The organism is Streptomyces sp. NPDC042364 (assembly GCF_056437585.1).
In genome coordinates, this window is sequence record NZ_JBWKAJ010000030.1 from 1 (window position 1) to 25,971 (window position 25,971).

General features: G+C 70.3%; 22 protein-coding genes, 1 rRNA gene, 2 pseudogenes and 1 riboswitch. Of the genes and pseudogenes, 18 read left to right on the forward strand and 7 right to left on the reverse strand.

The features are described 5' to 3' along the window. The 11 genes and pseudogenes from rrf to AC067N_RS35950 all read left to right on the forward strand — a co-directional run. Positions 1-95, forward strand: a 5S ribosomal RNA gene (rrf, locus tag AC067N_RS35900); the annotation flags it as partial. A 109-nt stretch (positions 96-204) separates the two neighbouring features. Further along, on the forward strand, positions 205-813 hold the full coding sequence (gene clsA, locus AC067N_RS35905; RefSeq protein WP_468099044.1) for a cardiolipin synthase ClsA: 609 nt from the start codon (positions 205-207) through the stop codon (positions 811-813). Between the two features lie 115 nt (positions 814-928). Further along, positions 929-3,424, forward strand: a complete 2,496-nt coding sequence (locus tag AC067N_RS35910; protein ID WP_478683139.1) for a sugar phosphate nucleotidyltransferase — start codon at positions 929-931, stop codon at positions 3,422-3,424. Between the two features lie 96 nt (positions 3,425-3,520). After that, a complete protein-coding gene (locus tag AC067N_RS35915) occupies positions 3,521-4,426 on the forward strand; it encodes a DUF881 domain-containing protein (RefSeq protein WP_478683140.1) in 906 nt (301 codons plus the stop codon). Beyond that, a complete protein-coding gene (locus tag AC067N_RS35920) occupies positions 4,423-4,755 on the forward strand; it encodes a small basic family protein (RefSeq protein WP_009343209.1) in 333 nt (110 codons plus the stop codon). The genes AC067N_RS35915 and AC067N_RS35920 overlap by 4 nt, the downstream gene beginning before the upstream one ends. A gap of 5 nt (positions 4,756-4,760) precedes the next feature. After that, complete coding sequence (locus tag AC067N_RS35925; RefSeq protein WP_478683141.1) at positions 4,761-5,636, forward strand: DUF881 domain-containing protein; 876 nt, start codon at positions 4,761-4,763, stop codon at positions 5,634-5,636. Between the two features lie 61 nt (positions 5,637-5,697). Next, the gene (locus AC067N_RS35930) at positions 5,698-6,669 is read left to right on the forward strand and encodes an FHA domain-containing protein (RefSeq protein ID WP_478683142.1); all 972 of its coding nucleotides are present in this window, start codon (positions 5,698-5,700) and stop codon (positions 6,667-6,669) included. Positions 6,670-6,713: 44 nt separating this feature from the next. Beyond that, positions 6,714-7,469: a transcriptional regulator FtsR gene (gene ftsR / locus AC067N_RS35935; RefSeq protein WP_478683143.1), complete on the forward strand. Its 756-nt coding sequence runs from the start codon at positions 6,714-6,716 to the stop codon at positions 7,467-7,469. 84 nt (positions 7,470-7,553) lie between these two features. Beyond that, positions 7,554-8,027, forward strand: coding sequence for a bifunctional nuclease family protein (locus AC067N_RS35940; RefSeq protein ID WP_028797289.1), 474 nt, complete (start codon positions 7,554-7,556; stop codon positions 8,025-8,027). Between the two features lie 421 nt (positions 8,028-8,448). Continuing rightward, a complete protein-coding gene (locus AC067N_RS35945) occupies positions 8,449-9,132 on the forward strand; it encodes a MerR family transcriptional regulator (RefSeq protein WP_478683144.1) in 684 nt (227 codons plus the stop codon). 117 nt (positions 9,133-9,249) lie between these two features. Continuing rightward, positions 9,250-10,783: pseudogene (locus tag AC067N_RS35950) on the forward strand (DNA polymerase IV). A 140-nt stretch (positions 10,784-10,923) separates the two neighbouring features. Here the strand turns inward: AC067N_RS35950 and AC067N_RS35955 are convergent. Further along, positions 10,924-11,139, reverse strand: a pseudogene (locus AC067N_RS35955) (PRC-barrel domain-containing protein); the annotation flags it as partial. A gap of 62 nt (positions 11,140-11,201) precedes the next feature. Next, positions 11,202-11,298: riboswitch (glycine riboswitch) on the forward strand. 171 nt (positions 11,299-11,469) lie between these two features. Here AC067N_RS35955 and gcvP point away from each other — a divergent pair. Beyond that, complete coding sequence (gene gcvP / locus AC067N_RS35960; RefSeq protein ID WP_478683145.1) at positions 11,470-14,355, forward strand: aminomethyl-transferring glycine dehydrogenase; 2,886 nt, start codon at positions 11,470-11,472, stop codon at positions 14,353-14,355. Between the two features lie 121 nt (positions 14,356-14,476). Here gcvP and AC067N_RS35965 read toward each other — a convergent pair whose 3' ends face one another. Together AC067N_RS35965 and AC067N_RS35970 are read right to left on the reverse strand one after the other, a co-directional pair. Then, positions 14,477-14,683 (reverse strand): DUF5999 family protein, encoded by a 207-nt coding sequence (locus AC067N_RS35965; RefSeq protein ID WP_478683146.1) that lies wholly within the window; start codon positions 14,681-14,683, stop codon positions 14,477-14,479. 400 nt (positions 14,684-15,083) lie between these two features. Continuing rightward, positions 15,084-15,668 (reverse strand): hypothetical protein, encoded by a 585-nt coding sequence (locus AC067N_RS35970; protein ID WP_478683147.1) that lies wholly within the window; start codon positions 15,666-15,668, stop codon positions 15,084-15,086. A gap of 568 nt (positions 15,669-16,236) precedes the next feature. On the opposite strand from AC067N_RS35970, the gene AC067N_RS35975 reads away from it, so the two are divergent. Beyond that, positions 16,237-17,754: a glutamate-cysteine ligase family protein gene (locus AC067N_RS35975; RefSeq protein WP_478683148.1), complete on the forward strand. Its 1,518-nt coding sequence runs from the start codon at positions 16,237-16,239 to the stop codon at positions 17,752-17,754. A gap of 207 nt (positions 17,755-17,961) precedes the next feature. Next, positions 17,962-18,762: a CPBP family intramembrane glutamic endopeptidase gene (locus tag AC067N_RS35980; protein ID WP_478683149.1), complete on the forward strand. Its 801-nt coding sequence runs from the start codon at positions 17,962-17,964 to the stop codon at positions 18,760-18,762. A gap of 100 nt (positions 18,763-18,862) precedes the next feature. Here AC067N_RS35980 and AC067N_RS35985 read toward each other — a convergent pair whose 3' ends face one another. Beyond that, a complete protein-coding gene (locus AC067N_RS35985; RefSeq protein ID WP_478683150.1) occupies positions 18,863-19,672 on the reverse strand; it encodes a PhzF family phenazine biosynthesis protein in 810 nt (269 codons plus the stop codon). Between the two features lie 323 nt (positions 19,673-19,995). On the opposite strand from AC067N_RS35985, the gene AC067N_RS35990 reads away from it, so the two are divergent. After that, positions 19,996-20,646, forward strand: coding sequence for a PadR family transcriptional regulator (locus tag AC067N_RS35990; protein WP_478683151.1), 651 nt, complete (start codon positions 19,996-19,998; stop codon positions 20,644-20,646). Between the two features lie 115 nt (positions 20,647-20,761). On the opposite strand, the gene AC067N_RS35995 is transcribed toward AC067N_RS35990, so the two are convergent. Then, positions 20,762-21,190 (reverse strand): type II toxin-antitoxin system Rv0910 family toxin, encoded by a 429-nt coding sequence (locus tag AC067N_RS35995; RefSeq protein ID WP_478683152.1) that lies wholly within the window; start codon positions 21,188-21,190, stop codon positions 20,762-20,764. A 252-nt stretch (positions 21,191-21,442) separates the two neighbouring features. On the opposite strand from AC067N_RS35995, the gene AC067N_RS36000 reads away from it, so the two are divergent. After that, positions 21,443-21,952, forward strand: a complete 510-nt coding sequence (locus AC067N_RS36000) for a peptidase (RefSeq protein WP_478683153.1) — start codon at positions 21,443-21,445, stop codon at positions 21,950-21,952. Between the two features lie 46 nt (positions 21,953-21,998). Further along, positions 21,999-23,015: an EamA family transporter gene (locus AC067N_RS36005; protein WP_478683154.1), complete on the forward strand. Its 1,017-nt coding sequence runs from the start codon at positions 21,999-22,001 to the stop codon at positions 23,013-23,015. Positions 23,016-23,117: 102 nt separating this feature from the next. Here the strand turns inward: AC067N_RS36005 and AC067N_RS36010 are convergent, their stop codons facing one another. Both AC067N_RS36010 and AC067N_RS36015 read right to left on the reverse strand, forming a co-directional pair. Next, positions 23,118-23,819 (reverse strand): FMN-binding negative transcriptional regulator, encoded by a 702-nt coding sequence (locus tag AC067N_RS36010; RefSeq protein ID WP_478683155.1) that lies wholly within the window; start codon positions 23,817-23,819, stop codon positions 23,118-23,120. Next, positions 23,819-24,505 carry a pyridoxamine 5'-phosphate oxidase family protein gene (locus AC067N_RS36015; RefSeq protein ID WP_478683156.1) on the reverse strand — a complete coding sequence of 229 codons (687 nt, stop codon included), beginning with the start codon at positions 24,503-24,505 and terminating at the stop codon, positions 23,819-23,821. Before AC067N_RS36015 ends, AC067N_RS36010 begins: the two co-directional genes overlap by 1 nt. A 35-nt stretch (positions 24,506-24,540) precedes the next feature. Between AC067N_RS36015 and AC067N_RS36020 the strand changes: the two genes are divergently transcribed. Continuing rightward, entirely contained in the window at positions 24,541-25,872 is a 1,332-nt protein-coding gene (locus tag AC067N_RS36020; RefSeq protein WP_478683157.1) for an aminotransferase class I/II-fold pyridoxal phosphate-dependent enzyme, read from the forward strand. Positions 25,873-25,971 lie beyond the last annotated feature (99 nt).

Sequence of the window (25,971 nt, forward strand, 5' to 3'; positions counted from 1 at the left end):
AAACGCCCGGTTACATTCCGAACCCGGAAGCTAAGCCTTACAGCGCCGATGGTACTGCAGGGGGGACCCTGTGGGAGAGTAGGACGCCGCCGAACTCCTTTTACAGCTCTGGCTCTTGGGCACTCTGCCCGGGAGCCAGAGCTTTTTTGCGTTGAGGTAGGGTCAGGGAGCATCATTGGCTCGTTTTGCACAGGAGGCCCCCGGGTGGAGGTCCAGGAGACCCGGGTCCAGACGGACCGGGTCCTCACCATCCCGAACATCCTCAGTATGGCGCGGCTCCTTGGCGTGCCCGTCTTCCTGTGGCTGATTCTCTGGCCCGAGTTCGGCGGCCCCAAGGTCGACGGCTGGGCGCTCCTCGTGCTCGCCCTGAGCGGCGTCAGCGACTATCTGGACGGCAAGCTGGCACGACGCTGGAACCAGATCAGCAGCCTCGGCCGGCTACTCGACCCCGCCGCTGACCGGCTCTACATTCTGTCGACTTTGGTGGGTCTCACCTGGCGCGAGATTCTGCCCCTTTGGTTGACGGCTGTACTTCTCCTGCGGGAACTGGTTCTGCTAGTCATGGTGGGCATCCTCCGTCGGCACGGCTATCCGCCGCCGCAGGTGAACTTCCTCGGGAAGGCGGCCACCTTCAACCTGATGTACGCCTTCCCCTTGCTGCTGCTCAGTGACGGAAGTGGGTGGATCTCGTCACTCGCTGCTATTTTCGGATGGGCGTTCGCCGGATGGGGTACAACCCTGTATTGGTGGGCAGGAATCCTCTACGTGGTTCAGGTCCGCCGACTTGTCGCGGCGGACGCCATGGCCGATTGAGCCCGTCCGATGGGACGGCCGTAGTGGCTCGATGGCCCGCGTCGGAAAAGTGCGGGACAATCTGGACGGGTGAAGTCGGCTAGACCGTCGTCTCTTCAAGGAGGACGCTTCCGACATGAAGGCCGTCGTGATGGCCGGAGGCGAAGGCACACGCCTTCGCCCCATGACCTCGAGCATGCCCAAGCCGCTCCTGCCCGTGGCGAACCGCCCGATCATGGAGCACGTTCTTCGGCTGCTCAAAAGGCATGGGCTCAATGAGACCGTCGTTACCGTCCAGTTCCTGGCGTCACTCGTCAAGAACTACTTCGGTGACGGTGAGGAGCTCGGGATGGAGCTCACCTATGCCAACGAGGAGAAGCCACTCGGTACTGCCGGGAGCGTGAAGAACGCCGAGGAGGCACTGAAGGACGATGCCTTCCTCGTCATTTCCGGTGATGCCCTGACCGACTTCGACCTCACCGAGCTCATCAATTTCCACAAGGAAAAGGGCGCGCTCGTCACCGTCTGTCTGACACGGGTGCCGAACCCGCTGGAATTCGGCATCACGATCGTCGACGAGGAGGGCAAGGTCGAGCGGTTCCTGGAGAAGCCCACCTGGGGACAGGTCTTCTCCGACACCGTGAACACCGGCATCTACGTGATGGAGCCCGAGGTCTTCGACTATGTCGAGGCCGATGTTCCCGTCGACTGGTCCGGCGACGTCTTCCCGCAGCTCATGAAGGAAGGCAAGCCGATCTACGGCTTTGTCGCCGAGGGCTACTGGGAGGACGTCGGCACACACGAGAGCTATGTCAAGGCGCAGGCCGACGTCCTGGAGGGCAAGGTCGACGTCGAGCTCGACGGGTTCGAGCTCTCGCCCGGCGTCTGGATCGCCGAAGGCGCCGAAGTACACCCCGACGCCGTACTGCGCGGACCGCTGTACATCGGGGACTACGCCAAGGTCGAGGCCGGTGTCGAAATCCGCGAACACACCGTCGTGGGCTCGAACGTGGTCGTGAAGAGCGGGGCCTTTCTGCACAAGGCCGTCGTCCACGACAACGTCTACATCGGACAGCAAAGCAATCTGCGTGGCTGCGTGGTCGGCAAGAACACCGACATCATGCGGGCCGCGCGGATCGAGGACGGCGCCGTGATCGGTGACGAGTGCCTCGTCGGCGAGGAATCGATCATCCAGGGGAACGTACGGGTCTACCCCTTCAAGACGATCGAGGCCGGTGCGTTCGTCAACACCTCGGTGATCTGGGAGTCCCGCGGACAGGCACATCTCTTCGGCGCCCGTGGTGTGTCGGGGATCCTGAACGTGGAGATCACCCCGGAGCTGGCCGTGCGGCTGGCCGGGGCCTACGCGACGACCCTCAAGAAGGGCTCGACGGTCACCACCGCACGAGACCACTCCCGAGGCGCCCGTGCCCTCAAGCGGGCGGTCATCTCGGCGCTGCAGGCCAGCGCCATCGACGTACGGGACCTGGAGAACGTACCGCTGCCGGTGGCCCGGCAGCAGACCGCTCGGGGCAGTGCGGGTGGGATCATGATCCGGACCACGCCCGGCGTGCCGGACTCCGTCGACATCATGTTCTTCGACAGCCAGGGAGCGGATCTGTCGCAGGGCAGCCAGCGGAAGCTGGACCGGGTCTTCGCGCGGCAGGAGTACCGGCGCGCGTTCCCGGGCGAGATCGGCGATCTGCACTTCCCGGCCAGCGTCTTCGACTCGTACACCGGTTCACTGCTGCGGAACGTCGATACGACGGGGATCGCCGAATCCGGGCTCAAGGTCGTCGTGGACGCGTCCAACGGCAGCGCCGGCCTCGTCCTGCCGAGTCTGCTCGGCAAACTGGGCGTCGATTCGTTGACGATCAACCCCGGTCTCGACGAGTCGAGGCCGACGGAGACGGGCGACATGCGGCGCTCGGGGCTTGTACGGCTCGGTGAGATCGTGGCGTCGTCGAGGGCCGCGTTCGGAGTGCGGTTCGATCCCGTCGGTGAGCGGCTGTCCCTGGTCGACGAGAAGGGGCGGATCGTCGAGGACGACCGCGCCCTGCTGGTGATGCTCGACCTGGTGGCCGCTGAGCGACGGAGCGGGCGTGTGGCGCTGCCGGTGACCACCACGCGGATCGCGGAGCAGGTCGCGGCGTACCACGGCACACAGGTCGAGTGGACCACCACCTCGCCGGACGACCTCACACGGGTCGGCGGGGACGAGACGACCATCTTCGGCGGTGACGGTCGCGGTGGGTTCATCGTGCCCGAGTTCAGCAGCGTCTTCGACGGGACGGCGGCCTTCGTACGGCTCATCGGGCTGGTGGCGCGGACGCAGCTCACGCTGAGCCAGATCGACGCGCGGATTCCGCGGGCTCATGTCCTGAAGAGGGATCTGGCGACTCCGTGGGCCGTCAAGGGGCTGGTGATGCGCCGCGTCGTGGAGGCCGCCGGCAACCGCTTCGTCGACACGACCGACGGTGTACGGGTCGTCGAGACCGACGGGCGGTGGGTGATGGTCCTGCCGGACCCGGCGGAAGCCGTCACGCATCTGTGGGCCGAGGGACCCGATGACGCCTCGGCGCAAGCCCTGCTGGACGAGTGGTCGTCGGTGGTGGACAGCGCCGGACGCTGAACCACCCCACACACACGTGCCGGACAAGTGCCCCCAACGGGGCCTGTCCGGCACGTCGGTGGGGCCATTCGGAGGTAGCGGGCGCGACGTGCGACGATGTGCGGCATGCCGCAGCAGCCCCCCGTTCGGAGCACACCCACGCGCCCGTCGCGTCCGGACGCCTCCATGTCGCTGCTCACCAACGTCATGGAACACAGCCTCGACGACGGGTACGCCGAGGCCGCCGCCCGGAAGAAGGCCGACGGCACCGGAGGCATGCCGAAAACCGTACGGGCGAAGCTCGGCCTCGCCGCCGGGCTGGTGCTGGCCGCCCTGGTCGTGACCGTGGGCGCGGCGCAGGCACGGATCAGCGCCCCCGTGGTCGCCAAGGAGCGCGAGGAGCTCATCGACCGCATCCAGCAGAAGACCGCGGCCGCGGACAAGCTCGAGGACTCCGTCGACGATCTCCGTGACGACGTGAGCGCGCGCCAGCGAGAGGCGCTCAAGAACGGCGGCGACAGCGAGCAGGGCGAACTCGTGGGCGTCCTGTCGGGCGCCGTCGAGGTCCACGGCCCCGGGGTGAAGCTCATCGTCAACGACTCCAAGAACGCCAGCCAGGGCGGTGACGGTGACGCGCGCGAGACCTCGGGGTTCTCCGACACCGGACGAGTGCGTGACCGGGACATGCAGCGGGTCGTCAACGGACTGTGGCAGTCGGGAGCCGAGGCCGTCTCGATCAACGGACAGCGGCTCACCGCGCTGTCGGCGATCCGGGCGGCGGGCGACGCCATACTGGTCGACAACAAACCGCTGGTGCCGCCGTACACGGTCCTCGCGGTGGGGGACGGGCAAAGGCTGAGCACCAGGTTCCAGAACAGCCCCGACGGGCTGTATCTGCACGTCCTGCAGGAGAACTTCGGGATCCGGACCAGCATCTCCGTCGAGGACGACGTCAGGGTGCCGGCCGCGCCGAGCGTGATCGTACGAACAGCAGAACCGAGCACTAGGAAGGGCACATCGTGATCGCCGTACTGGGCCTCGTCCTCGGAGTCGTGGCCGGACTGTTGGTCCGGCCCGAGGTACCCGCGGTGGTCGAGCCGTACCTCCCCATCGCCGTCGTCGCGGCTCTGGACGCCGTGTTCGGCGGTCTGCGCGCCATGCTGGACGGCATCTTCGACGACAAGGTCTTCGTAGTGTCGTTCCTGTCCAACGTGGTGGTGGCCGCCCTGATCGTGTTCCTCGGCGACAAGCTGGGGGTGGGTGCCCAGCTGTCCACGGGTGTGGTGGTCGTTCTCGGCATCCGCATCTTCTCCAACGCCGCGGCGATCCGCCGGCACGTGTTCCGGGCGTGAGGCCGATGAGCGAGAGCGACGAGAAGCCGAGGCCGATGGCGGGCGAGGGCCGGGAAGAGGACGACGAACCCACGACCCGGTTGCGCCGGGAACTCCCGCAGGAGGTCCCCGTCACGGCCGCCGAGGAGCCCGGCAGTGCGGCGCAGGATGAGCAGAGCCGGCTGACCGGGCGGCAGCGGCTGGCCCAGGGGCTGTGGCCGCTGCGCTTCACACGGGCCCAACTCATCGTGGCAGTACTGCTGTTCGGCCTGGGCTTCGGCCTGGCCGTCCAGGTGGCCTCCAACAACGACGACAGCGCGCTGCGCGGCGCACGTCAGGAAGATCTCGTACGCATCCTCGATGAACTGGATGACCGTACTCAGCGTCTGGAGGAGGAGAAGCAGGGTCTCGAGGATCAGCGCACCGAGTTGGAGAACAGCTCGGACCAGGCCGAGGAGGCGCGCAAGCAGACGGTCGAGAAGGAAAGGCAACTCGGCGTTCTGGCGGGCACCGTGGCGGCGCAGGGACCCGGCATCACGCTGACGATCAACGACACGAAGGGGACGGTCGAGGCGGACATGCTGCTCGACGCGATCCAGGAGCTGCGCGCAGCAGGCGCGGAGGCGATCCAGGTGAACGGCGTTCGCGTCGTGGCCAGCACCTATCTCACCGATTCCGGCGGGGGAATCAGTGTCGACGGGAACAAGATCACCCAGCCCTTTCGTTTCAAGGTCATCGGTAACCCGCAGGACCTCGAGCCCGCACTGAACATCCCCGGAGGCGTGGTGCAGACACTGGAGAAGGAGCAGGCCACCGTGACGGTGGAGCGGGCTGACAAGATCGTCGTGGACGCCTTGCGAGCGGCGAAGCGGCCTGACTACGCTCGGTCGTCCTCCCGGTGAACCGCAGGTGCATAGGGGTCGTCAGGCGAGGGCATGAGGTTGCGGGGGGTCGGCGCACCGAATGGGTGGTGCGTGGTGGAAACTGTCTGGTGGAAACGGACGTTGTCAGGATGTCCGGGTCGGCCGGTGTGTTCAGTCAGGGTTCGTCCTGCCCCACGGGCGGGTCTGTTTCGGTCAAGGGGAATCGCCCGTGAAGTTGTTTGCGAAGTTGTTCGGCAAGAGCGCGCGAGAGGACAGCGACAACGCGACCTCCCGCCATCGCGCGCAGCCTTCGGAGGCGGAGGGCCAGGGCGGCGAGCGCCCGCTGTTCCGCGACCAGGTCGCTGGTCCGGGCGGTGACATTTCCGGAGGTCAGGGCGCGCCGTCTGTTGACCCTGCCCAGTCGGGCCGCATAGGTTTCGGGGACCCGTCAACCTCAGGTACGGGTGGAGGGTTTGCCACCGACCCGTATGCGTCCCATGCCCCGGCGGGGCAGCCGCGGCAGGAGGATCCGTCGATGTCGGCCCTGGTGTGTACGAGGTGCGGTAACCGCAACGCGGAGAACAGCCGCTTCTGCTCGAACTGCGGCGCGCCCTTGCGTCCCGGCGCGGTCCCGGAGCGTCCGTCCGAGACGACCTCCACGATCTCGATCTCCGGCCTCGAGGCCTACGACTCCGAGACGACGGGGCAGACCCAGCTGCCGGCGCTGTCCCCGGAGGCCCAGGCCGCCGTAGACGCCCTGCCGCTCGGCTCGGCGCTCCTCGTCGTGCGCCGCGGGCCTAACGCGGGCAGCCGCTTTCTGCTCGACAGTGACCTGACGACGGCGGGCCGTCACCCGCAGAGCGACATCTTCCTGGACGACGTCACCGTCTCCCGGCGCCACGTGGAGTTCCGCCGGGGTCAGGACGGCTCGTTCACGGTCGCCGACGTCGGCAGCCTGAACGGCACGTACGTCAACCGTGAGCGGATCGACCAGGTCGCCCTGCACAACGGCGACGAGGTGCAGATCGGCAAGTACCGGCTGGTCTTCTACGCGAGCCAGCGGGGCTACTGACCCGCCCCCGGACTCGTTCCGGGGGGCAACCCCAGGGAAGGTCCATGCTTCGAACAACGAGCGGTGGTGCCGGGCACGGCACCACCGCCGCGAACAGTGGCCTGATGAGCATCGGCACGGTGCTGAACCTGCTGCGCGAGGAGTTCCCCGAGGTCACGATCTCCAAGATCCGTTTCCTGGAGTCGGAGGGGCTGATCGAGCCGCAGCGGACCCCCTCGGGGTATCGCAAGTTCAGTGCCGAGGACATCGAGCGCCTCGGACACGTGCTGAGGATGCAGCGGGACCACTATCTGCCGCTCAAGGTGATCCGTGAGCACCTTGAGGCCCTGGAACGGGGTGAGGACGTCCGGCTGCCGTCGGTGGGCCGTCAGCGCGACCTCGGTGACGGAGAGCGTCTGAATGAGCTGTTCGGGGAGCCCGACGAGCCCACTGCCGCCCGGATCGGGCGGGCCGAGCTGCTCGCCGGCGCCGGGATCGGGGACGAGCAGTTGGCCGAGTGGGAGTCGTACGGGCTCCTGGCGCCGTTGCCGGACGGTTCGTACGACGCCGAGGCCCTCACGGTAGCCACGCTTGTGGTGGAACTGGGGCGGTTCGGTATCGAGCCGAGGCATCTTCGGGTGATGAGGGCCGCCGCCGACCGTGAGGCCGGCCTCGTGGAGCAGGTGGTCGCCCCGCTGCGACGACACCGCAATCCGCAGACCAGGGCGCATGCGGAGGACCGTACGAGAGAACTGGCGGGGCTCACGGTGAAGCTGCACGCCGCTCTCGTGCAGAGTGCGCTGGGCGTCCGGCTCCGCTGAGGCGGAGTGTTCGCCTGTGGCGGATCGCCGGGCCGATCCGTGCTCGACTACCCAAACATCCCGAGCACGGCCTAGGGTTGCTGTGTGAACGAGCTCGATGTCGTAGGTGTCCGGGTCGAAATGCCCTCCAACCAACCGATCGTGCTCCTGCGTGAAGTGGGAGGCGACCGCTACCTCCCCATCTGGATCGGGCCCGGGGAGGCGACTGCGATCGCCTTCGCCCAGCAGGGCATGGCCCCCGCGCGACCGCTGACCCACGACCTGTTCAAGGACGTGCTGGAGGCCGTCGGTCAGGAGCTCACGGAAGTACGCATCACCGATCTGCGTGAGGGCGTCTTCTACGCGGAGCTGGTCTTCGCCAGCGGCGTCGAGGTGAGCGCGCGGCCCTCCGACGCCATAGCGCTGGCGCTGCGCACCGGGACGCCGATCTTCGGCAGTGACGGGGTGCTCGATGACGCCGGCATCGCGATCCCGGACGAGCAGGAGGACGAGGTGGAGAAGTTCCGCGAGTTCCTCGACCAGATCTCGCCGGAGGACTTCGGTACGAGCAGCCAGTGAGGCCGGGGTGCGGTGGTGCCGGGCCGGGTGGCCGGCGGGTCTCCGGCCCGTGTCAGGGGCCCGAGGTCCCGTCGCGCGGCCGGGAGCGGGTTGACCTCCGGGCCGCTCCGTCATGGGGCCCGGTCGCGACCTGCGGGACGAGCAGGGGGTGCCGGCAGCGGCCGACCGGAGTGAAGGCCGGTCGGGCCGAGGCGAGTCGCAGCCGGTCAAGGAGACGGTGGCCCTGGAGGCCGGTGCGCCTGACGTGCCGATATGGCGTCCTGCGGTTCCGTTTAGCACATTCGGCTAGCCTTTCCCCGCGGAAGGGCACGGGAAACCACTCTCAGGGTGATTATCACTCGGCGTGCCGAGTGTGGCGGTCGTTGACGCACCCCTGGTGGCTGCCTACCGTCGAGAAGGCAGGTCAAGGACGGAGGTCGGCGTGAGAAGCAGCGGCGACGGTACGGCTGGGGGTGCCCCCGGACGCAGTCTGGGGGAGAGCGGCTCGTACCCTCCCCCGAGCGCTCGGCTCCGCTCGAGCAGGGGTTACCCCCATTCCGGCGGCGCGGCCGGTCCCGTCCCGCAGTTGCCGACGGCCGTCCAGGACGGCGCGGAGGCGGAGCCCGAGCCGTACGAGAACGTGGGATATCGCGGCCCCACGGCGTGTGCCGCCGCCGGCATCACCTACCGGCAGCTCGACTACTGGGCCCGTACCGGTCTTGTGGAGCCCAGTGTGCGACCCGCTCACGGCTCGGGGACGCAGCGGCTCTACAGCTTCCGGGACGTCGTCGTCCTCAAGATCGTGAAACGGTTCCTCGACACCGGTGTCTCCCTGCAGAACATCCGCACAGCCGTCCAGCATCTGCGGGAGCGGGGCTTCAGCGATCTGGAGCGGATGACGTTGATGAGCGACGGCGCCACGGTCTACGAATGCACCTCGCCGGACGAGGTGCACGCCCTGCTCCAAGGCGGTCAGGGGATCTTCGGGATCGCCGTGGGGGTCGTCTGGCGGGACGTGGAAAGCGCTCTTTCCCAGCTGCACGGGGAGCGGATCGACACGGGCGAGACCCTGGTCCGCCCCAACCCGGCGGACGAACTGGCGCGCAGGCGCAACCGGGCGGTCTGAGCGGAGCACGACGGGGGCCCGAGCGGTCGGACCCGCGGCAGCGCTCGTCGTCGGCGACACCGGCTCGCCATCGGCCGTGGCAGGGCATTGTCAGTGGCGTAGGGCAGCATCGGAGATGTGAGAACCGCGCCCACGATTCTGCATCTCGACATGGATGCCTTCTACGCCTCGGTGGAGCAGGCGTCCAAGCCGAGTCTGCGCGGGAAGGCCGTCATCGTCGGCGGCCTGGGCCCCCGGGGTGTGGTCGCCACCGCCTCGTACGAGGCGCGGGTCTTCGGGGTGCACTCGGCGATGCCCACGGCGCAGGCACGCAGGCTCGCGCCGAACGCCGCGTATCTCACGCCGCGCTTCACGTTCTACCGGGCGATAAGCCAGCAGGTCATGGGGCTTCTGCACGTTCTGTCGCCGTTGGTGGAGCCGCTGAGCCTGGACGAGGCGTTCGTGGACCTGGAGGCCGGGGGAGCGGCCTGGGACGAGGCGTCGGCGCGGGCGACGGGGGTGAGGCTGCGTCAGGAGATACGAGCGGTGACCGGGCTTACCGGGTCCGTGGGGCTGGCCGCCTCCAAGATGCTCGCGAAGATCGCCTCCGAGCAGGCCAAGCCGGACGGGCTGGTGCTGATCGAGCCCGGTACCGAGCGGGCGCTGCTCGGGCCGATGTCGGTGCGGATCCTGCCCGGTGTGGGGCCGGCCACCGGGGACCATCTGCGGCGTGCCGGGATCACCACCGTCGAGGAGATCGCCGAGGCGGGCGAGGACGAGGTCGTACGGCTGCTGGGGAAAGCCCACGGACACGGGTTGTACGCGATGGCGCTGGCGCGGGACGACCGGCCCGTGGTGGCCGAGCGGGACGCGAAGTCCGTGTCCGTGGAGGACACGTACGACGTGGACATCCATGACCGGGTGCGGGTCCGCCTGGAGGTGCAGAGGCTCGCCGACCGGTGTGTGCGGCGGCTGAGGAGCGCCGGGCTGTCGGGGCGGACGATCGTGCTGAAGGTGCGGCGGTACGACTTCTCGACGCTGACGCGGTCGGAGACGCTGCGAGGGCCGACGGACGACCCGGCTGTGGTGCGGGAGGCCGCGGCACGGCTGCTGGAGGCCGTCGACACCACCGGCGGGGTGCGGTTGCTGGGGGTGGGGGTCAGCGGGCTCGCCGACTACACGCAGGAGGATCTGTTCGCGCAGGCTGCGGGGGAGCCGGAGCTTCCGGAGGAGGAGACGGTGGAGGAGGTCGTCGCGGAGGAGAGCGCCCCCGTCGAACGGCGGTGGTCGGCCGGGCACGACGTCCGGCACATCGAGTACGGGCACGGGTGGGTGCAGGGGAGCGGGCTCGGCCGGGTCACGGTGCGGTTCGAGACGCCGGGGGACGCGGAACCGGGCCGGGTGCGGACGTTCCGCACGGACGACCCCGATCTCGAGGCGGTGGATCCGCTGCCGTTGGTGCCGGGCGGACCGGTGCGGCCGTCGGAGGCGGTGACCGTGCCGGGTCCCGGAGCCGAGTATGAGGGAGGGGTCGGGCAGACATTCGCCGGGCCGCAGCTGCCGGGGTTGCCGCCACGATCGCGATGAAATGGCAGGTCAGGGGTCTTCCGGGCTTGTCACGTCGCCGAAGTCGTGGTCCAGAGGGGGAGGCGGGGCGATGTCCAGGCCGTAGTGGTGGTAGAGCTGGAGTTCCTGTTCGGGGGAGAGGTGGCGGCCCACGCCGAAGTCGGGGGCGTCCTTGATCAGGGCGCGGTCGAAGGGGACGCGGAGGGAACCCTCGACGAGTTCACTGGGCTCAAGGGGAACGAAGGCGTCGCGGCCGAAGAGGCCCGTGCGTATGGCAGCCCATTCGGGGACGCCGGTCGCGTCGTCCAGGTAGACCTCGTCCACTGTGCCGATCTTGGTGCCCTTGCGGTCGAACGCCTTGCGGCCGATCAGATTGCGCGGATCGATGTCGGTCTGCACGGGCCCTCCAAGTGGTCGCCATGAGGGTTGCAAATCGTTCCTCACCACTACGAAAAGGCACATCGGGGATGGCGGCCACTCGAAGACACGTGCGTTGACCGCGCTGATACGCTGGCAGCGGCTGTTGAACCCGTGCGGGAGAGTCCTCCGGACACCATCCGGAGGCGCCGAAGGAGCAAATCCTCCCCGGAATCTCTCAGGCTCACGTACCGCACGGACGAGGTCACTCTGGAAAGCAGAGCGGGTGTCGACGGTTTCCGCTCTCACCGACGGTGAAAGCCGGTCCTACCCGGGCCGGTGAAGCTCTCAGGTCGAGATGACAGAGGGGGAGGCCGTCCGGGCACCCGTGCCGTGGTGCCCTCGAAGGTCGCGTCAGACCAGGAGGCCTCCGCAATGACCGCCCACCGCATTCCGCTCGCAGAGCTCGAACAGGGAATCCCGTTCGAGCGGCGTCACATCGGACCCGACGCCGAGGCCCGGGCCAAGATGCTCGCCCACGTCGGCTACGGCTCGCTCGACGAGCTGACGGCCGCCGCGGTCCCCGATGTGATCAAGAACGCCGAGGCACTGAAGCTGCCGGGCGCGCGCACCGAGGCCGAGGTGCTCGCCGAGCTGCGGTCGCTCGCGGACCGCAACCAGGTGCTGGGCTCCATGATCGGACTCGGCTACCACGGGACCTTCACGCCGCCCGTCATCCTGCGGAACGTCATGGAGAACCCCGCCTGGTACACGGCTTACACGCCGTACCAGCCCGAGATCTCCCAGGGGCGGCTCGAAGCGCTGCTCAACTTCCAGACCATGGTCGCCGACCTCACCGGCCTTCCCACCTCAGGCGCATCCCTGCTCGACGAGGGCACGGCCGCCGCCGAGGCCATGGCGCTCTCCCGGCGCATGGGCAAGAACAAGAAGGGTCTCTTCCTGGTCGACGCGGACGCGCTGCCGCAGACCATCGCCGTGATCGAGACGCGCGCCGAGCCCACCGGGGTCGAGGTCGTCGTCGCCGACCTCAGCGACGGCATTCCCGCCGACATCGCCTCACGCGAGATCAACGGCGTGCTCCTCCAGTACCCGGGCGCCTCCGGAGCCGTACGCGATCTGAAGCCGGTCATCGAGCAGGCCCACGGACTCGGGGCACTCGTCACCGTCGCCGCCGACCTGCTCGCCCTGACGCTGCTGACCCCGCCCGGTGAGCTGGGCGCCGACATCGCGATCGGTACGACCCAGCGGTTCGGTGTGCCGATGGGCTTCGGCGGGCCCCACGCGGGCTACATGGCCGTGCGCGAGAAGTTCGCGCGCAGCCTGCCCGGACGGCTCGTGGGCGTCTCCGTGGACGCAGACGGGCACAAGGCCTACCGGCTCGCCCTCCAGACGCGTGAGCAGCACATCCGCCGCGAGAAGGCGACCAGCAACATCTGCACCGCCCAGGTGCTGCTGGCCGTGATGGCCGGCATGTACGCCGTCTACCACGGGCCCGAGGGCCTGCGGACCATCGCGCGGCGCACCCACCGGTACGCCACCGTCCTCGCGGCCGGACTCGCCGCGGGCGGGGTGGAGGTCGTGCACGGCGCGTACTTCGACACGCTGACCGTGCGGGTGCCGGGACGGGCCGCCGAGGTCGTGGCGGCCGCGCGCGAGCACGGTGTGAACCTGCACCTCGTGGACGCCGACCAGGTGTCCGTCGCCTGCGACGAGACCACGACGCGGGCGCAGCTGGGTGCCGTGTGGACGGCGTTCGGTGTGGAGGGCAGCGTCGAGGACCTCGACGCCGTCGCCGAGGACACGCTGCCCGAGGCGCTGCTGCGCTCCGACGAGTACCTCACCCACCCGGTGTTCCACGAGAACCGGTCCGAGACGGCGATGCTGCGCTACCTGCGGCGTCTCGCCGACCGGGACTACGCGCTCGACCGGGGCATGATCCCGCTGGGTTCCTGCACCATGAAGCTCAACGCGACCACCGAGATGGAGCCGGTGACCTGGCCCGAGTTCGGGCAGCTGCACCCCTTCGCGCCCGCCGCGCAGGCGCAGGGCTATCTGACGCTGATCCGTGAGCTGGAGGAGCGGCTCGCCGAGGTCACCGGATACGACAAGGTGTCGCTCCAGCCGAACGCCGGATCGCAGGGCGAGCTGGCCGGGTTGCTCGCCGTACGCGGCTACCACCGGGCCAACGGCGACGACCAGCGGACGGTGTGTCTGATCCCGTCCTCCGCGCACGGCACCAACGCCGCGAGCGCCGTGATGGCCGGGATGAAGGTCGTCGTGGTGAAGACCGCCGAGGACGGCGAGATCGACGTCGAGGACCTCCGGACGAAGATCGAGCAGTACCGGGACGAGCTGTCCGTACTGATGATCACCTACCCGTCGACCCACGGGGTGTTCGAGGAGCACGTCGCCGACATCTGCGCCCAGGTGCACGACGCGGGCGGCCAGGTGTACGTCGACGGCGCCAACCTCAACGCGCTGGTGGGCCTCGCCAAGCCCGGCCACTTCGGCGGTGACGTCTCGCACCTGAACCTGCACAAGACGTTCTGCATCCCGCACGGCGGAGGCGGCCCCGGTGTCGGCCCGGTGGCGGTCCGGGAGCACCTGGCGCCGTATCTGCCGAACCACCCGATGCAGCCCGCGGCCGGCCCGGAGACCGGTGTGGGTCCGATCTCGGCCGCCCCGTGGGGCTCGGCGGGCATCCTGCCGATCTCGTGGGCGTACGTCCGGCTGATGGGCGGCGAGGGCCTCAAGCGGGCGACGCAGGTCGCCGTGCTCAGCGCCAACTACATCGCCAAGCGGCTGGAGCCGCACTACCCGGTGCTCTACACCGGCCCGGGCGGGCTCGTCGCGCACGAGTGCATCGTCGACCTGCGGCCGCTGGCGAAGACGACCGGCGTGAGCGTCGACGACATCGCCAAGCGGCTGATCGACTACGGCTTCCACGCGCCGACGATGTCGTTCCCGGTGGCCGGGACACTGATGATCGAGCCGACCGAGTCGGAGGACCTCGCCGAACTGGACCGGTTCTGCGACGCGATGATCGCGATCCGCGCCGAGATCGAGAAGGTCGGCGCGGGCGAGTGGCCCGCCGAGGACAACCCGCTGCGGAACGCGCCGCACACCGCGGCCGCGCTCGGCGGCGAGTGGAACCACGCGTACACACGTGAGGAGGCCGTGTTCCCGGCCGGGGTCAAGCCCGCCGACAAGTACTGGCCGCCGGTGCGCCGGATCGACCAGGCCTTCGGCGACCGTAACCTGGTCTGCTCCTGCCCGCCGCTGGACGCCTACGAAGAGTAGTCATCCGCGCATACGCCTCGGGGCCGGTTCGGAGAGTGATTCTCCGGCCGGCCCCTCTTGTTGCTTGTGTCCGGGCGGACGCCGCTGCGGGGACGCCCGCCCTGTGCGCACCTCGCGCGGCTCAGGCCGCCGTCATCACCGTGCCGCTGTCCAGCGGGCGGTGCGGGGCGATGATCCGGCCGTCGGGAAGGAGCTCACCGGTGTCCTCGAAGAGCAGAACGCCGTTGCAGAGCAGGCTCCATCCCTGCTCCGGGTGGTGCGCGACGAGTCGGGCGCCCTCCCGGTCGGCGGATGCGGCGGTCGGGCACGGTGGCTGGTGCTGGCACATGGTTGTTGGGATCTTTCGCTCTGTCGTGAGTGGTGAGATGGCTGTCGTGTCTGTTCCGCGGCGTGAAGCCTCGCTCATGGCCGCCCCCCGTTGTGATAATTCGGTCCGGTCCCAGTGTTGCCCCACGGGCGTCAATCCGCAGGCATTTCGCAGCACCGCTTCTCACAGGTTGATGACGCATCCCCCGCGCGGACGGTTCATCGCAACTCCACTGTCCATTCGGGTGGTTCGCAATGGTCGGATGGGGCTAGTCCGACGGGGGTGAGGGGCGGGGAATAGCTCGTACGAGCGTATTGCCGCGCGGAAGAGCGGCATGGTGTGCCGATGACAGCCGAGTACCCCGCTGCCGGTATATCGGCAGCGGGGTACTCGATGAGGCGAGTGAGGCGGCGACCTCGGCTCAGGCGGGCGACCCCATCAGGGGCGCGGGGGTCACTCGGGTGGTCAGGACCGGCAGGAGATCGGCGACCCGGTGCGGGCGGTGGGCCGCGATTCCGGGTGGTGCGGGGGCCAGCGGGACCAGGAGGTCGGTCGGTGCCGGGTGGCCGGTGGTCCCGTCGGCGGTGGTGTCCGCATGCAGCCAGAGGGTGAGCATGTACAGCTCGGGTACGGACAGCAGACGGGGCTGGTAGGGCTGTTGCATGACGTCGGCCTGGCGCAGGGCGTGTTCGGTGGAGGCGATGTACGGACCCTCGAAGAAGTGCGAGAACGCCCACCCGTCGGGGGTGAGGCGGGTCTCGGCGGCGGCCAGGGCGCGGTCGCCGGAGCGGATCAGGAAGCGCCAGCCCGCGAGCCGGGTGCTGCCGGCGCCCTCGGAGGTGATCCGGTCGAGTACGTGGACGGGCAGCGGGAGTTCGGGCGTGGCGGGACCTTGGGCGTTTCGCAGGGAAGGGGTTCGGTCCTCCCTGACGGCGGTGGGAGATCCGAGTGCCGTGAGGACGGTGCGCAGGGCGGGCGCGGGAGCCGGGGGGACAAGCAGCGGCATGGTGGGTCGCCTCTCATTCGACAGGCACGGTGGCGCGAGGGCGGGGGCGGACGGCGCTGTCAGCTCTCGTGGATCGAAGAGACGGGTGCCCGGGGTCCGGTGCGTGGGTTGGGGGTCCGCCGTGCGAGCTCCGACGGCAGGACCGAGGACCGCGAGTGCCGACTCTCAGCCTCGTTTGCGGAGTTTATACGACGCGTGTTCAATCGGTGTTTCGGCTAGCTGTCTTCGATATGAAGAGCAAGGCGGTATCCGGTCGCTGAATCGCGGGAATCATCCCGATTTTTTGTCGGGGATGAGGAGATGACCTCGGATTACCGACGCGTAGCGGTCGGCCGGTTCTCGTCGGCGCTTTTCACGAATCCAGGCGTGGAAAGCGCGTGCTCTTTCGTGCCGCGTGAATGTGCCAGAAGCACGCCTACGCAAAAGGGCCGAGGGTGAACGGGCTCAGCCTAGCGGGCGCAGGTCTCGCGCGGGACGTTATCGGCGGCTCTGCCTGGGCATCATCATCCGTGAACCGGGACAGTCGTGGCCGGCTCGTCGGCCTGCCCATCCGAGGAGGGACACTTCGATGGGGGAGAAGGTCGTGGCGGGGTCGTTCGGCCTGTCCGACCGTCAGCTCTACCGTGACAAACTGCGGCAGTGTCTGACGGGACTGGAGCGCCTGCTGGAGGAGAAGCGGTTCGACCGCCCGAAGAACCTGATGGGCGTGGAGATCGAGCTGAACCTCGTCGGGGCCGACGGCCTGCCGAGAATGATGAATGCGCAAGTACTGGAACGGATTGCGAGCCGAGACTTTCAAACAGAACTCGCCATGTTCAATCTGGAAGTCAACATCGCTCCCCACCGGCTGGGCGGCCGGGTATTCGACCGGCTTTCCGAGGAGCTGCGGACGTCCTTGGCGTACGCCGACCGGAAAGCCGGGGAGGTGGATGCCGGCATCGTGATGATCGGCATTCTGCCGACGCTCGACCGGGACGACCTGGTCTCGTCCAACCTCTCCGCGGGCGACCGTTACACGCTCCTCAACGATCAGATCGTCGCCGCCCGCGGTGAGGACTTCACGCTCGACATCGACGGTGTGGAGCGGCTTGTGTGCACATCGAAGTCGATCGCGCCGGAGGCCGCCTGCACCTCGGTGCAGTTGCACCTCCAGGTCACTCCCGAGCGCTTCGCGGACGTGTGGAACGCGGCTCAGGCGGTCACGGCGGCGCAGGTCGCCATCGGGGCCAACGCGCCGTTCCTGTTCGGGCACGAGCTGTGGCGGGAGTCGCGGCCGCCGCTGTTCCAGCAGTCGACGGACACCAGGCCGCCGGAGCTCCAGGCCCAGGGTGTGCGGCCGCGCACCTGGTTCGGGGAGCGGTGGATCTCCTCGGCGTACGACCTCTTCGAGGAGAATCTGCGCTTCTTCCCGGCGCTTCTGCCCATCTGCGACGACGAGGATCCGCTCGCCGTCCTCGACGCGGGCGGCGTTCCGAGGCTCGCGGAGCTGACGCTGCACAACGGCACGGTCTACCGCTGGAACCGGCCGGTGTACGGCATCGCGGAGGGGGTTCCGCATCTGCGGGTCGAGAACCGGGTGCTGCCCGCCGGACCGACCATCACCGACGTGATCGCGAACGCGGCCTTCTACTACGGGGTCGTGCGCGCCCTCGCCGAGGAGTCGCGGCCCGTCTGGACGCGGATGCCGTTCGAGACCGCGGCCGCCAACTTCGAGGAGGCGTGCCGGCACGGCATCGACGCGCGGTTGCAGTGGCCGCGACGCGGACGGTACGGCGGGGTGGGGCCGGTGGACGCGGTCGACCTGGTACGGGAGGAACTGCTGCCGCTCGCCGAGGCGGGGCTGGACGCGTGGGGTGTAGAGCGGGTCGACCGGGACTTCTACCTCGGGGTCGTCGAGGAACGTTGCCGACGCCGGGTCAACGGGGCGTCCTGGCAGGTCGAAACGTTCCATCAGGCGCTGGCCAAGGGCCTGGGGCGGGACGCGGCCCTGGCCGCCACCACACGGAGGTACTGCGAGCTGATGCATGCCGGGGAGCCGGTGCACACCTGGCCGGTGGGGCTGCCGGAGCCCGTGCCGATGGGCTGAGGGCGCGGGGTGAGCGGGCGCGGGCGCCGTCACGGCTGGTCACGCCGTTCCCGCGCCCCCGGGCGGTGAATGTGTCCGGCTGACCCGCGCGTGGCCCGGTGCCCGGGCCGGGTGCGGGCCGAGGCCCTGAAGGCACGCCCCCGGCAAGTCCCGCAGCGCCGCAGGCGATGATGGTCCCCCGGTGGGAACGGACCAGTGGAGGCGTGGGTGCAGGGGCAGGCGGAGTCGGTGGACGGTGCGTTGCCGCGGGAGCGGCCGACCCGGCGGATACTCAGGGACGAGACCCTGCTCGTGCTGGGCCTCTCGCTCGGCGCCAGCGGGGTGTCCGCGCTGATCAGCTTCATCGGTTCGGTCACCAGGCCGGGCGGGCTGAAGGACCAGGCGGCCACGATGAACGCCTCGGCGGCACCCGGCAGGCCGTGGCTCGACCTCGCGTGGCAGTTGTTCGGGATCACGACCGCGCTGGTGCCGGTGGCGCTGGTGGCGCACTTCCTGATGCGGGAGGGAGCGGGGCTGCGGACGCTCGGGTTCGACCGGACGAAGCCGTGGCCGGACCTCGGTCGGGGCGCGGCCATCGCCGCGGTGATCGGCAGCACGGGCATCGCCTTCTACCTGGCGGCCCGCGGTCTCGGCTTCAACCTCACCGTGGTGCCGGAGGCGCTGCCGGAAGTGTGGTGGAAGTACCCGGTGCTGATCCTCTCCGCGATCCAGAACGCGGTGCTCGAAGAGGTGATCGTGGTCGGGTACCTGCTGCGCCGGCTCCAGCAGCTGGGCTGGTCCCCGGGCGGCGCGCTGGCCGCCAGCTCGGTGCTGCGCGGGTCGTACCACCTCTACCAGGGCATCGGCGGGTTCGTCGGCAACATGGTGATGGGCGTGGTGTTCGTCTACCTGTACCGGCGGTGGGGACGCGTCGGCCCGCTGGTCGTGGCGCACTCACTGCTCGACATCGGGGCGTTCGTGGGGTACGGGCTGCTGGCGGGCAAGGTGGGGTGGCTGCCGACGGCTTGACCGGGGTGACGCGGGCGGCCGAGGGGGAACGGCGGCGGCTTCGCGACCAGGGCGCGGGCAGGGGCGTACGGCGAATGCCGTACGCCCCTTTGTGGTGGGGTCAGGCCAGCAGCTCGCCGTCGATGACGGTGACCGCCCGGCCGCTCAGGAGGGTGCGGTCGCCGCGGAGTTCGGTGCGGACGAGGCCCGAGCGGGGGGAGGCCTGGAGGCCGGTGAGGGTGGGGCTGCCCAGGCGTTCGGACCAGAAGGGGGCGAGCGCGGTGTGGGCGCTGCCGGTGACCGGGTCCTCGTCGATTCCGACGTTGGGGAAGAAGCAGCGCGAGACGTAGTCGTGGCCGGCCGCGGGGTCCTCGGCGCGGGCGGTGGCGATGACGCCGCGCCGGGAGTGACGGCCGAGGGCCTTGTGGTCGGGGGTGAGAGCACGGACCGTCTTCTCGCCGGACAGCTCCACCAGCAGGTCTCCGACGTGAGGGCCGGTGTCGAGGACGGTGAGCGGTTCGGCGCCCAGGGCCTCGGCGAGGCCGTCCGGGGCGGTGACCGGGGTGAGGGGCGCGGTCGGGAAGTCGAGCGTGAGGGAGCCGTCCGGGCGGGGCGTGGCGGTGAGGATGCCGCTGCGGGTGGCGAACCGTACCTGGCCCTCATGCCGGCCCGTGCTGGTCAGGACATGCGCGGTGGCCAGCGTGGCGTGGCCGCACATGTCCACCTCCGTGACGGGGGTGAACCAGCGCAGCGCCCAGTCGGCCTCGCCGCCCTCGGGGAGCGGGTGCGCGAAGGCGGTCTCGGCGTGGTTGACCTCCCGGGCGACGTTCTGGAGCCAGGCGTCGGCCGGGAACGAGTCGAGGAGGAGGACACCGGCCGGGTTGCCGTGGAAGGGGCGGTCGGTGAAGGCGTCGACGATACGAATTCGCATAGGGGTGACGCTAGGGGGCCGGTGGAGGCCCGGGCCAAGGCCAATCCCTGAGCACTGGACCGATCACCGGATCGGACGCGAGGTCGGGAACGCCCCGGGTCGGCGGGTCGGGCTCGCGTCGGCGAGCCACCCTCGCGCCACCACGGCGTCTGCCGGAACCGGCCCGCGCGCTGATGGCCGGGGCACGGTGGCCGGTGGCCGTGAACACCGTCCCGCTGTCCGTTCTCCTGGGCGCGGCGCATGGGAGGGGGCTTGTCGATGGGAGTGTTCCGATATATCGTTGAGGCATCGCGACAGATCAACGATGGAATGGAGTGATCGTGATGCGTTCCCGTGGACAGGACTACGGACAGGGCTTCGGATTCGAGCGGGGGCATGCGCGCCGAGGCGGCGGCCATGCGTTCGCCCGGGGTGACGGCGAGGCGCAGCGTGCCGCCTTCGGGCCGTTCGGGCCGGGCCATGGCGGCCCCGGTCCCTTCGGGCCTTTCGGTCCGGGACCCTGGGGTGGGCGAGGCCGGGGCGGTCCCCGGGGCAGGGCGCGGCGGGGAGACGTACGCGCGTCGATCCTGGCCCTCCTCAAGGACCGGCCCATGCACGGCTACGAGATGATCCAGGAGATCGCCGAGCGCAGTGGCGGGGCGTGGAAGCCCAGCCCCGGCTCGGTGTACCCCACCCTCCAGCTGCTGGAGGACGAGGGGCTGATCGCCAGCGCGAGCGAGGGTGGCAAGAAGCTGTTCTCGCTCACCGAGGCCGGCCGTACGGCGGCCGAGGACGGTCCCGACGCGCCCTGGGAAGAGGCCTCGCGCGGGGTCGACTGGGAGGCGCTGAGCGAGATCCGGCAGGCCGGGTTCGGTCTGATGGAGGCGTTCGGTCAGGTCTGGAAGACCGGTGACAAGGAGCAGCGCGACAAGGCGCTGGCCGTGATCAACGAAGCCCGCAAGAAGCTGTATCTGATCCTCGCCGACGAGGACTGAGACGGGTCTTCCTCGGTGCGGCTCCAAGTGCCCCGCGGGCGTGGTTCCGCGGGGCACTTCCCGTGTGTGCCGGTCGCCCGGGTTCCGGCGGCGGGACGGGGGTCGTGCGGCGCGCTCACCTCACCAGGGCGTCCAGCTTGCGCAGTGACTCGCCGAGGGCCGCCGTCGCGGAGTCCTTGAGCTTGCCCGCCATCAAGGAGACGGCCGCGCCGGTGAAGCTGCCGTCGATGCGGACCGTGGTGGCGTCGCCGTCGGGGGTGAGGGTGTAGCGGGTGGCCAGGTCGACCGCCATCGGGCCCTTGCCGCGGATGGCCAGCACCCGGGCCGGTTCCAGCTCGGCGATGGTCCATACGACCTCCGCCGGAAAGCCCATGAGCCTCAGGTTCTCCTGGTACGTGCCGCCCACCGCGAGCGTCTCCGGGCCGCCCTTGGGGAAGCCGCTGTGGGTCGTGTTCCACTCGCCGTGCGAGGGCCAGTCCACGAGCCGGGCCCAGACCTGCTCGGCGGATGCCCCGATGCGTGCCTCCGCGCTGACATCGGCCATGCGACAACCCTTTCGTCTCGGACGGTGGTGTCGCGGAACGTAGCCGCGAGAGCCGGAACATTCAATACTGATGAACTGTCAGGAGGAGTGTGTGTGATCAGCGCCGGGCGCGCACGCACACCCCCGGGACGGCCGGGCCGCCTCTCATCCGCAGGGAGGAGGCGAGGGTCGTCCTTGCGCAACCTGTGTCGGACTCGAAGATGGTTCCTCCCGTGGATGACTCCGCCCGCCGCGGCTGATGGGGTGGAGGGCGTGCGATCCCGGATTCCCCGGCAGGCGGCCGTCGGGCATGGCCCGAACCACGCGGAGCTCGAGAACAGGCTCACGGACGAGCTGGCCTCGGTGGTCGCTGGCGCGCGCAGACGGGCGTTGCGGGACGGGGACCGGCAGATCGACACCGCCCATCTGCTGCATTCGCTCCTGGAGGCCGACCCGCAGGTGCGGGCCGCCTTCGAACCGCCCCAGATCGCCCGCCTGCTCGGCTACCTGGTGCAGCGGAGCATCGGCTACGGGCTGCGCTGGCAGACCGGTGTCGAGGACCCGGGGACCGGGGCCGTGGCACCGGGAGTGCCGGGCTGGTCGCCGGTGGCGGCCGGGGCCGTGACGGAGGCGTACGAGCGTGCCGTACGACGTGGTGCCGACCGGGCCCACGGGGTCGATCTGCTCGCCGCGATCGTCTCGGCGCCTGCTTCGCGGGCCGCGGAGGTGCTCGGGGGCGCCGGGGTCGATGTCGGGGGCATGGGTCCGGTGTCCGAGCGGTGAGACAGGTGCAATCGCGGATGACGCTCCTGTTGGCTCCTGTCATCATGTGCCGGTGCACAGGTCTCAGGGGAGTCAGGGGCAAGGTGGGCGCGGCGTCGGACTGGGGCTCGCGCTCGGATCAGCGCTCGCCTTCGGCGGGTCCGGCACCGCGGCCAAACCACTCATAGAGGCGGGGCTCGACCCGCTGCACGTGGTGTGGCTGCGGGTCGCGGGCGCCGCTCTGGTCATGCTGCCGCCGGCCGTGCGGCACCGGGACCTGGTGCGACGGCGGCCCGCTCTGCTGGCCGGGTTCGGGCTGCTGGCCGTGGCCGGTGTGCAGGCCTTCTACTTCGCGTCCATATCCCGGATCCCCGTCGGGGTCGCACTCCTCGTCGAGTACCTCGCTCCGGCCCTGGTGCTCGGCTGGGTGCGGTTCGTACAGGGGCGGCCGGTGACACGGGCCGCCGCCGCGGGGGTCGTCCTCGCGGTCGGGGGGCTCGCCTGCGTCGTCGAGGTGTGGGCGGGGCTGAGCTTCGACGCCCTGGGTCTGCTGCTCGCGCTCGGGGCCGCCTGCTGTCAGGTCGGCTACTTCGTCCTCTCCGACCAGGGGAGCGACACGGGGGACGGGGCGCCGGATCCGCTGGGCGTCATCGCCTACGGGCTGCTCGTCGGCGCGGCGGTGCTCACCGTCGTGGCCCGGCCCTGGGGCATGGACTGGGCGGTGCTCGGGGGCACGGCGCGGATGGACGGCAGGCCGGTGCCGGCCTGGCTGCTGCTCGGCTGGGTCGTGCTGATCGCCACGGTGCTGGCCTATGTCACCGGGGTGGTGGCCGTGCGGCGGCTGTCCCCGCAGGTGGCGGGAGTGGTCGCGTGCCTGGAGGCGGTCATCGCGACGGTGCTCGCCTGGGTGCTGCTCGGCGAGCACCTGTCGGCGCCGCAGCTCGTCGGAGGGGCCGTCGTGCTGGTGGGGGCGTTCGTCGCGCAGCGGTCCGCTCCGGGGCAGGGGGCGGCCGGGGCGGCGGAGGTGGTGGCGTCCGGTGGAGCGGGCGTCGACCGGGGCGAGGTGGCCTCCGGACACCGTTGACGGTGTGCCGGGCGTTGTCGTGGTGTGCCCCGGTGCCGGTGCGTGGTGGCGCGTGGCGGGCTGCCGGTCGTCTGTGGCCGAGCGCGCCGCTTCCCCGTCCCTCTATCCGCGGGTGCGTTCCTTCACGCCGGGCTCTTCAGGGCGCGGTCGACCGCCCGGTGGCCAGATCCCCCGGCGGTTCAGCTGGTGGCGGCGGGCTTCCGTGTCACCGGGCCCGCCCCGGCTCGTGAGGCCCGCCACGACGCGGTCCTGGACCTCCTCAGGGCGATGGGCGGCGTACTTGAACTTGGCGCGCACGGCTGTCACTTCGAGGCGCAGGCCCCGGATGCCGGGGAGGAGGCGGCCGTAGGGTGCCTCGTCGGCTGCCGCGGTGGCGGAGCCGCCCTCAGGCTGGAAGTGGGCCAGTTGGCGGTTGAGGAGAGCGGCCTTCTCCGCCGGGTCGTCGATGACATGGGCCGTGCAGCGGAGTTGGACGGCCGCGTAGAAGCTGGTCGGAGTGCCGTGTTCCGGCGGGGCGCCCGGTGGGGTCTGCCAGGGGCCCGGGATGTAGACGTAGTCGTCCACGACGCTCAGGAGGACGTCGGGGTCGGCCTCCAGGGCCGGCCACAGGGGGTTCGGCCGGGCCAGATGGGCGAGGGCGACACCGTGTTCGCCCTCGTCGGGGGCGTAGGCGAAGTGCATCGGCTGGACGTGGGGCGCGTCGCCGGGCAGGCCGTTGACGGCGAGCTGGCCGAAGTCGTGGGCGGCGAGCCAGCGACGCCATTCGCCGTCGTCGCGCGGGGCGTCCCAGGGGTGGATCAGCATCACAGGGCCTTGAGGTACTCGGGGAGTTCGATACCGGGGGCCAGATCCGGCGCCGGGACCGGGGTCTCGTAGCCCTTCCGCAGGGGGACCACACCGGCCCAGTGGGGGAGCGCGAGGTCCTCGGGCTCGTCGTTGACACCGCCGGTGCGGGCCTTGGCGGAGACCTCGTTCAGGTCGAGCCTGATCACGGCGGTGGCGGCGAACTCCTTGGCGTTGGCGGGCCGGGAGTCCCGGGAGCGGCCGGGGACGACGTGGTCGACGAGGGCGTCCAGGGCGATCCGCCGCTCCTCCGGGTCGGTGACCTGGTGGGCGATGCCGTGCACGACCACCGAGCGGTAGTTGATCGAGTGGTGGAAGCCGGAGCGGGCCAGGATCAGCGCGTCGACGTGCGTGACCGTCAGGCACACCGGGAGGCCGGGGTCGGCCTTCCCCGTCATCCGCAGCGGGCGCGACCCGGTCGACCCGTGCACGTACAGCGTCTCGCCGACCCGGCCGTACAGCGTGGGCAGTACCACCGGGGCGCCGTCACGGACGAAGCCGAGGTGGCAGACGTACCCCTCGTCGAGTATCGCGTGCACCGCCTCCTTGTCGTACGAGGCCCGCTGCGGGGACCGGGTGGGGACGGTGCGGTCGGTGGCGGCGTAGGCGGCCGGTGTCGGTGTCGTCGACTGTGGGGTCCCCGTCATTGCGATCTCCATTGCACTAGTGCATACTTGGCTTTGTGCTAGGAGAATACCCAATCACCGGTCGGCGCGCAGCCGAGATCGCGGCCAGCGTCGAGCGCGCGGTAGGGGCCGGGGAGTTGGAGCCGGGTCAACTGCTGCCTCCGATGCGGGAGTTGGCCGTGCACTTGGGGGTGAATCCGAATACCGTCGCGGCCGCCTATCGCACCCTGCGCGAGCGCGGGGTCATCGAGACCGCCGGACGACGGGGGAGCCGGGTGCGGCCCAGGCCCGCCACCACCGAGCGCGAGTACATCCGGGTGGAGGTGCCGGAAGGGGTGCGGGACCTCGCCGACGGCAATCCGGACCCCGAGTTGCTGCCGCGCCTCGCGGGTGTGTTCGCGGCGGCCGCCGAGCAGGGCGACCGTGAGCCGGTGCTGTACGGTGCCGGGCCCGTCGAGCCCGAGTTGGCGCGGATCGCGCGGGCCGACCTGGACGCCGACGGTGTCCCCGCCGGGCCCGTCGCCGTCACCTCCGGGTCGCTGGACGCCATCGAGCGGGTGCTCGCCGTGCACCTGAGGCCCGGGGACGCCGTGGCCGTCGAGGACCCCGGTTGGGGCAGCGTCCTCGATCTGGTTCCGGCGCTGGGGCTGCGGATCGTGCCGGTCGGTGTCGACGACGAGGGGCCGCTCCCTGACGACGTCCGACGGGCCCTGGAGGCCGGGGCGCGGGCCCTGATCGTCACGGACCGGGCGCAGAACCCGACCGGGGCGGCGGTGAGCGCCGCACGCGCTCGTGCCCTGAGGGCCGTCCTGGGGGAGTACCCGGAGACCCTGCTCGTCGAGGACGACCACGGCTACCGGATCGTCGACCAGCCCCTGCATCCGCTCGCCGGGACCACGCACAGCTGGGCCTTCGTGCGGTCGGTCGCCAAGGCGTACGGCCCCGATCTGCGGCTCGCCGTCCTGACCGGGGACGCCGCCACCCTCGACCGGGTGCGGGGCCGCCAGCGGCTCGGGCCCGGATGGGTGAGCCGCTTGGCGCAGCGGGCCGTCGTGCGTCTGTGGGCCGACGGGGCGGTGGACGCTCCGGCCGTCGCGGCGGCATACGGGCGGCGGCGGGACGCGCTGATCCGTGCGCTCGCCGTGCGCGGGGTCCAGGCGCGTGGTGTCAGTGGGATGAACGTATGGATCCATGTCCCCGACGAGACCGGTGCGGTCGCCCGCCTGCTGCACGCCGGCTGGGCCGTGGCGCCCGGCGCCCGCTTCCGGATGAGTGCCCCGCAGGGGATCAGGATCACCGTCTCCACGCTCACGGACGAGGAGGTCGAGCAGGTCGCCGAGGCCGTGGCGTCGGCCGTGGGGCCGGGGGTGGTGGGCGGATACGTATGACGGGGCGGGCGGGCGGAGGTGCGTGCGGCTGAGTGTCGAGGGGCGAGGGCCGGGCCGGACGGCGGGGATGGGGCTGTGCGTCGAGGGGTGGCGGGCGCC

What these genes read in the sequence shown, in the direction of transcription:
- AC067N_RS35910 (WP_478683139.1), top strand. Translation starts at nt 929, where the DNA reads ATGAAGGCCGTCGTGATGGCCGGAGGCGAAGGCACACGCCTTCGCCCC.
- AC067N_RS35915 (WP_478683140.1), top strand. Translation starts at nt 3,521, where the DNA reads ATGTGCGGCATGCCGCAGCAGCCCCCCGTTCGGAGCACACCCACGCGC.
- AC067N_RS35925 (WP_478683141.1), top strand. Translation starts at nt 4,761, where the DNA reads ATGAGCGAGAGCGACGAGAAGCCGAGGCCGATGGCGGGCGAGGGCCGG.
- AC067N_RS35930 (WP_478683142.1), top strand. Translation starts at nt 5,698, where the DNA reads ATGGGTGGTGCGTGGTGGAAACTGTCTGGTGGAAACGGACGTTGTCAG.
- ftsR (WP_478683143.1), top strand. Translation starts at nt 6,714, where the DNA reads ATGCTTCGAACAACGAGCGGTGGTGCCGGGCACGGCACCACCGCCGCG.
- gcvP (WP_478683145.1), top strand. Translation starts at nt 11,470, where the DNA reads ATGACCGCCCACCGCATTCCGCTCGCAGAGCTCGAACAGGGAATCCCG.
- AC067N_RS35965 (WP_478683146.1), bottom strand. Translation starts at nt 14,683, where the DNA reads ATGTGCCAGCACCAGCCACCGTGCCCGACCGCCGCATCCGCCGACCGG.
- AC067N_RS35970 (WP_478683147.1), bottom strand. Translation starts at nt 15,668, where the DNA reads ATGCCGCTGCTTGTCCCCCCGGCTCCCGCGCCCGCCCTGCGCACCGTC.
- AC067N_RS35975 (WP_478683148.1), top strand. Translation starts at nt 16,237, where the DNA reads ATGGGGGAGAAGGTCGTGGCGGGGTCGTTCGGCCTGTCCGACCGTCAG.
- AC067N_RS35985 (WP_478683150.1), bottom strand. Translation starts at nt 19,672, where the DNA reads ATGCGAATTCGTATCGTCGACGCCTTCACCGACCGCCCCTTCCACGGC.
- AC067N_RS35990 (WP_478683151.1), top strand. Translation starts at nt 19,996, where the DNA reads ATGCGTTCCCGTGGACAGGACTACGGACAGGGCTTCGGATTCGAGCGG.
- AC067N_RS35995 (WP_478683152.1), bottom strand. Translation starts at nt 21,190, where the DNA reads ATGGCCGATGTCAGCGCGGAGGCACGCATCGGGGCATCCGCCGAGCAG.
- AC067N_RS36010 (WP_478683155.1), bottom strand. Translation starts at nt 23,819, where the DNA reads ATGCTGATCCACCCCTGGGACGCCCCGCGCGACGACGGCGAATGGCGT.
- AC067N_RS36015 (WP_478683156.1), bottom strand. Translation starts at nt 24,505, where the DNA reads ATGACGGGGACCCCACAGTCGACGACACCGACACCGGCCGCCTACGCC.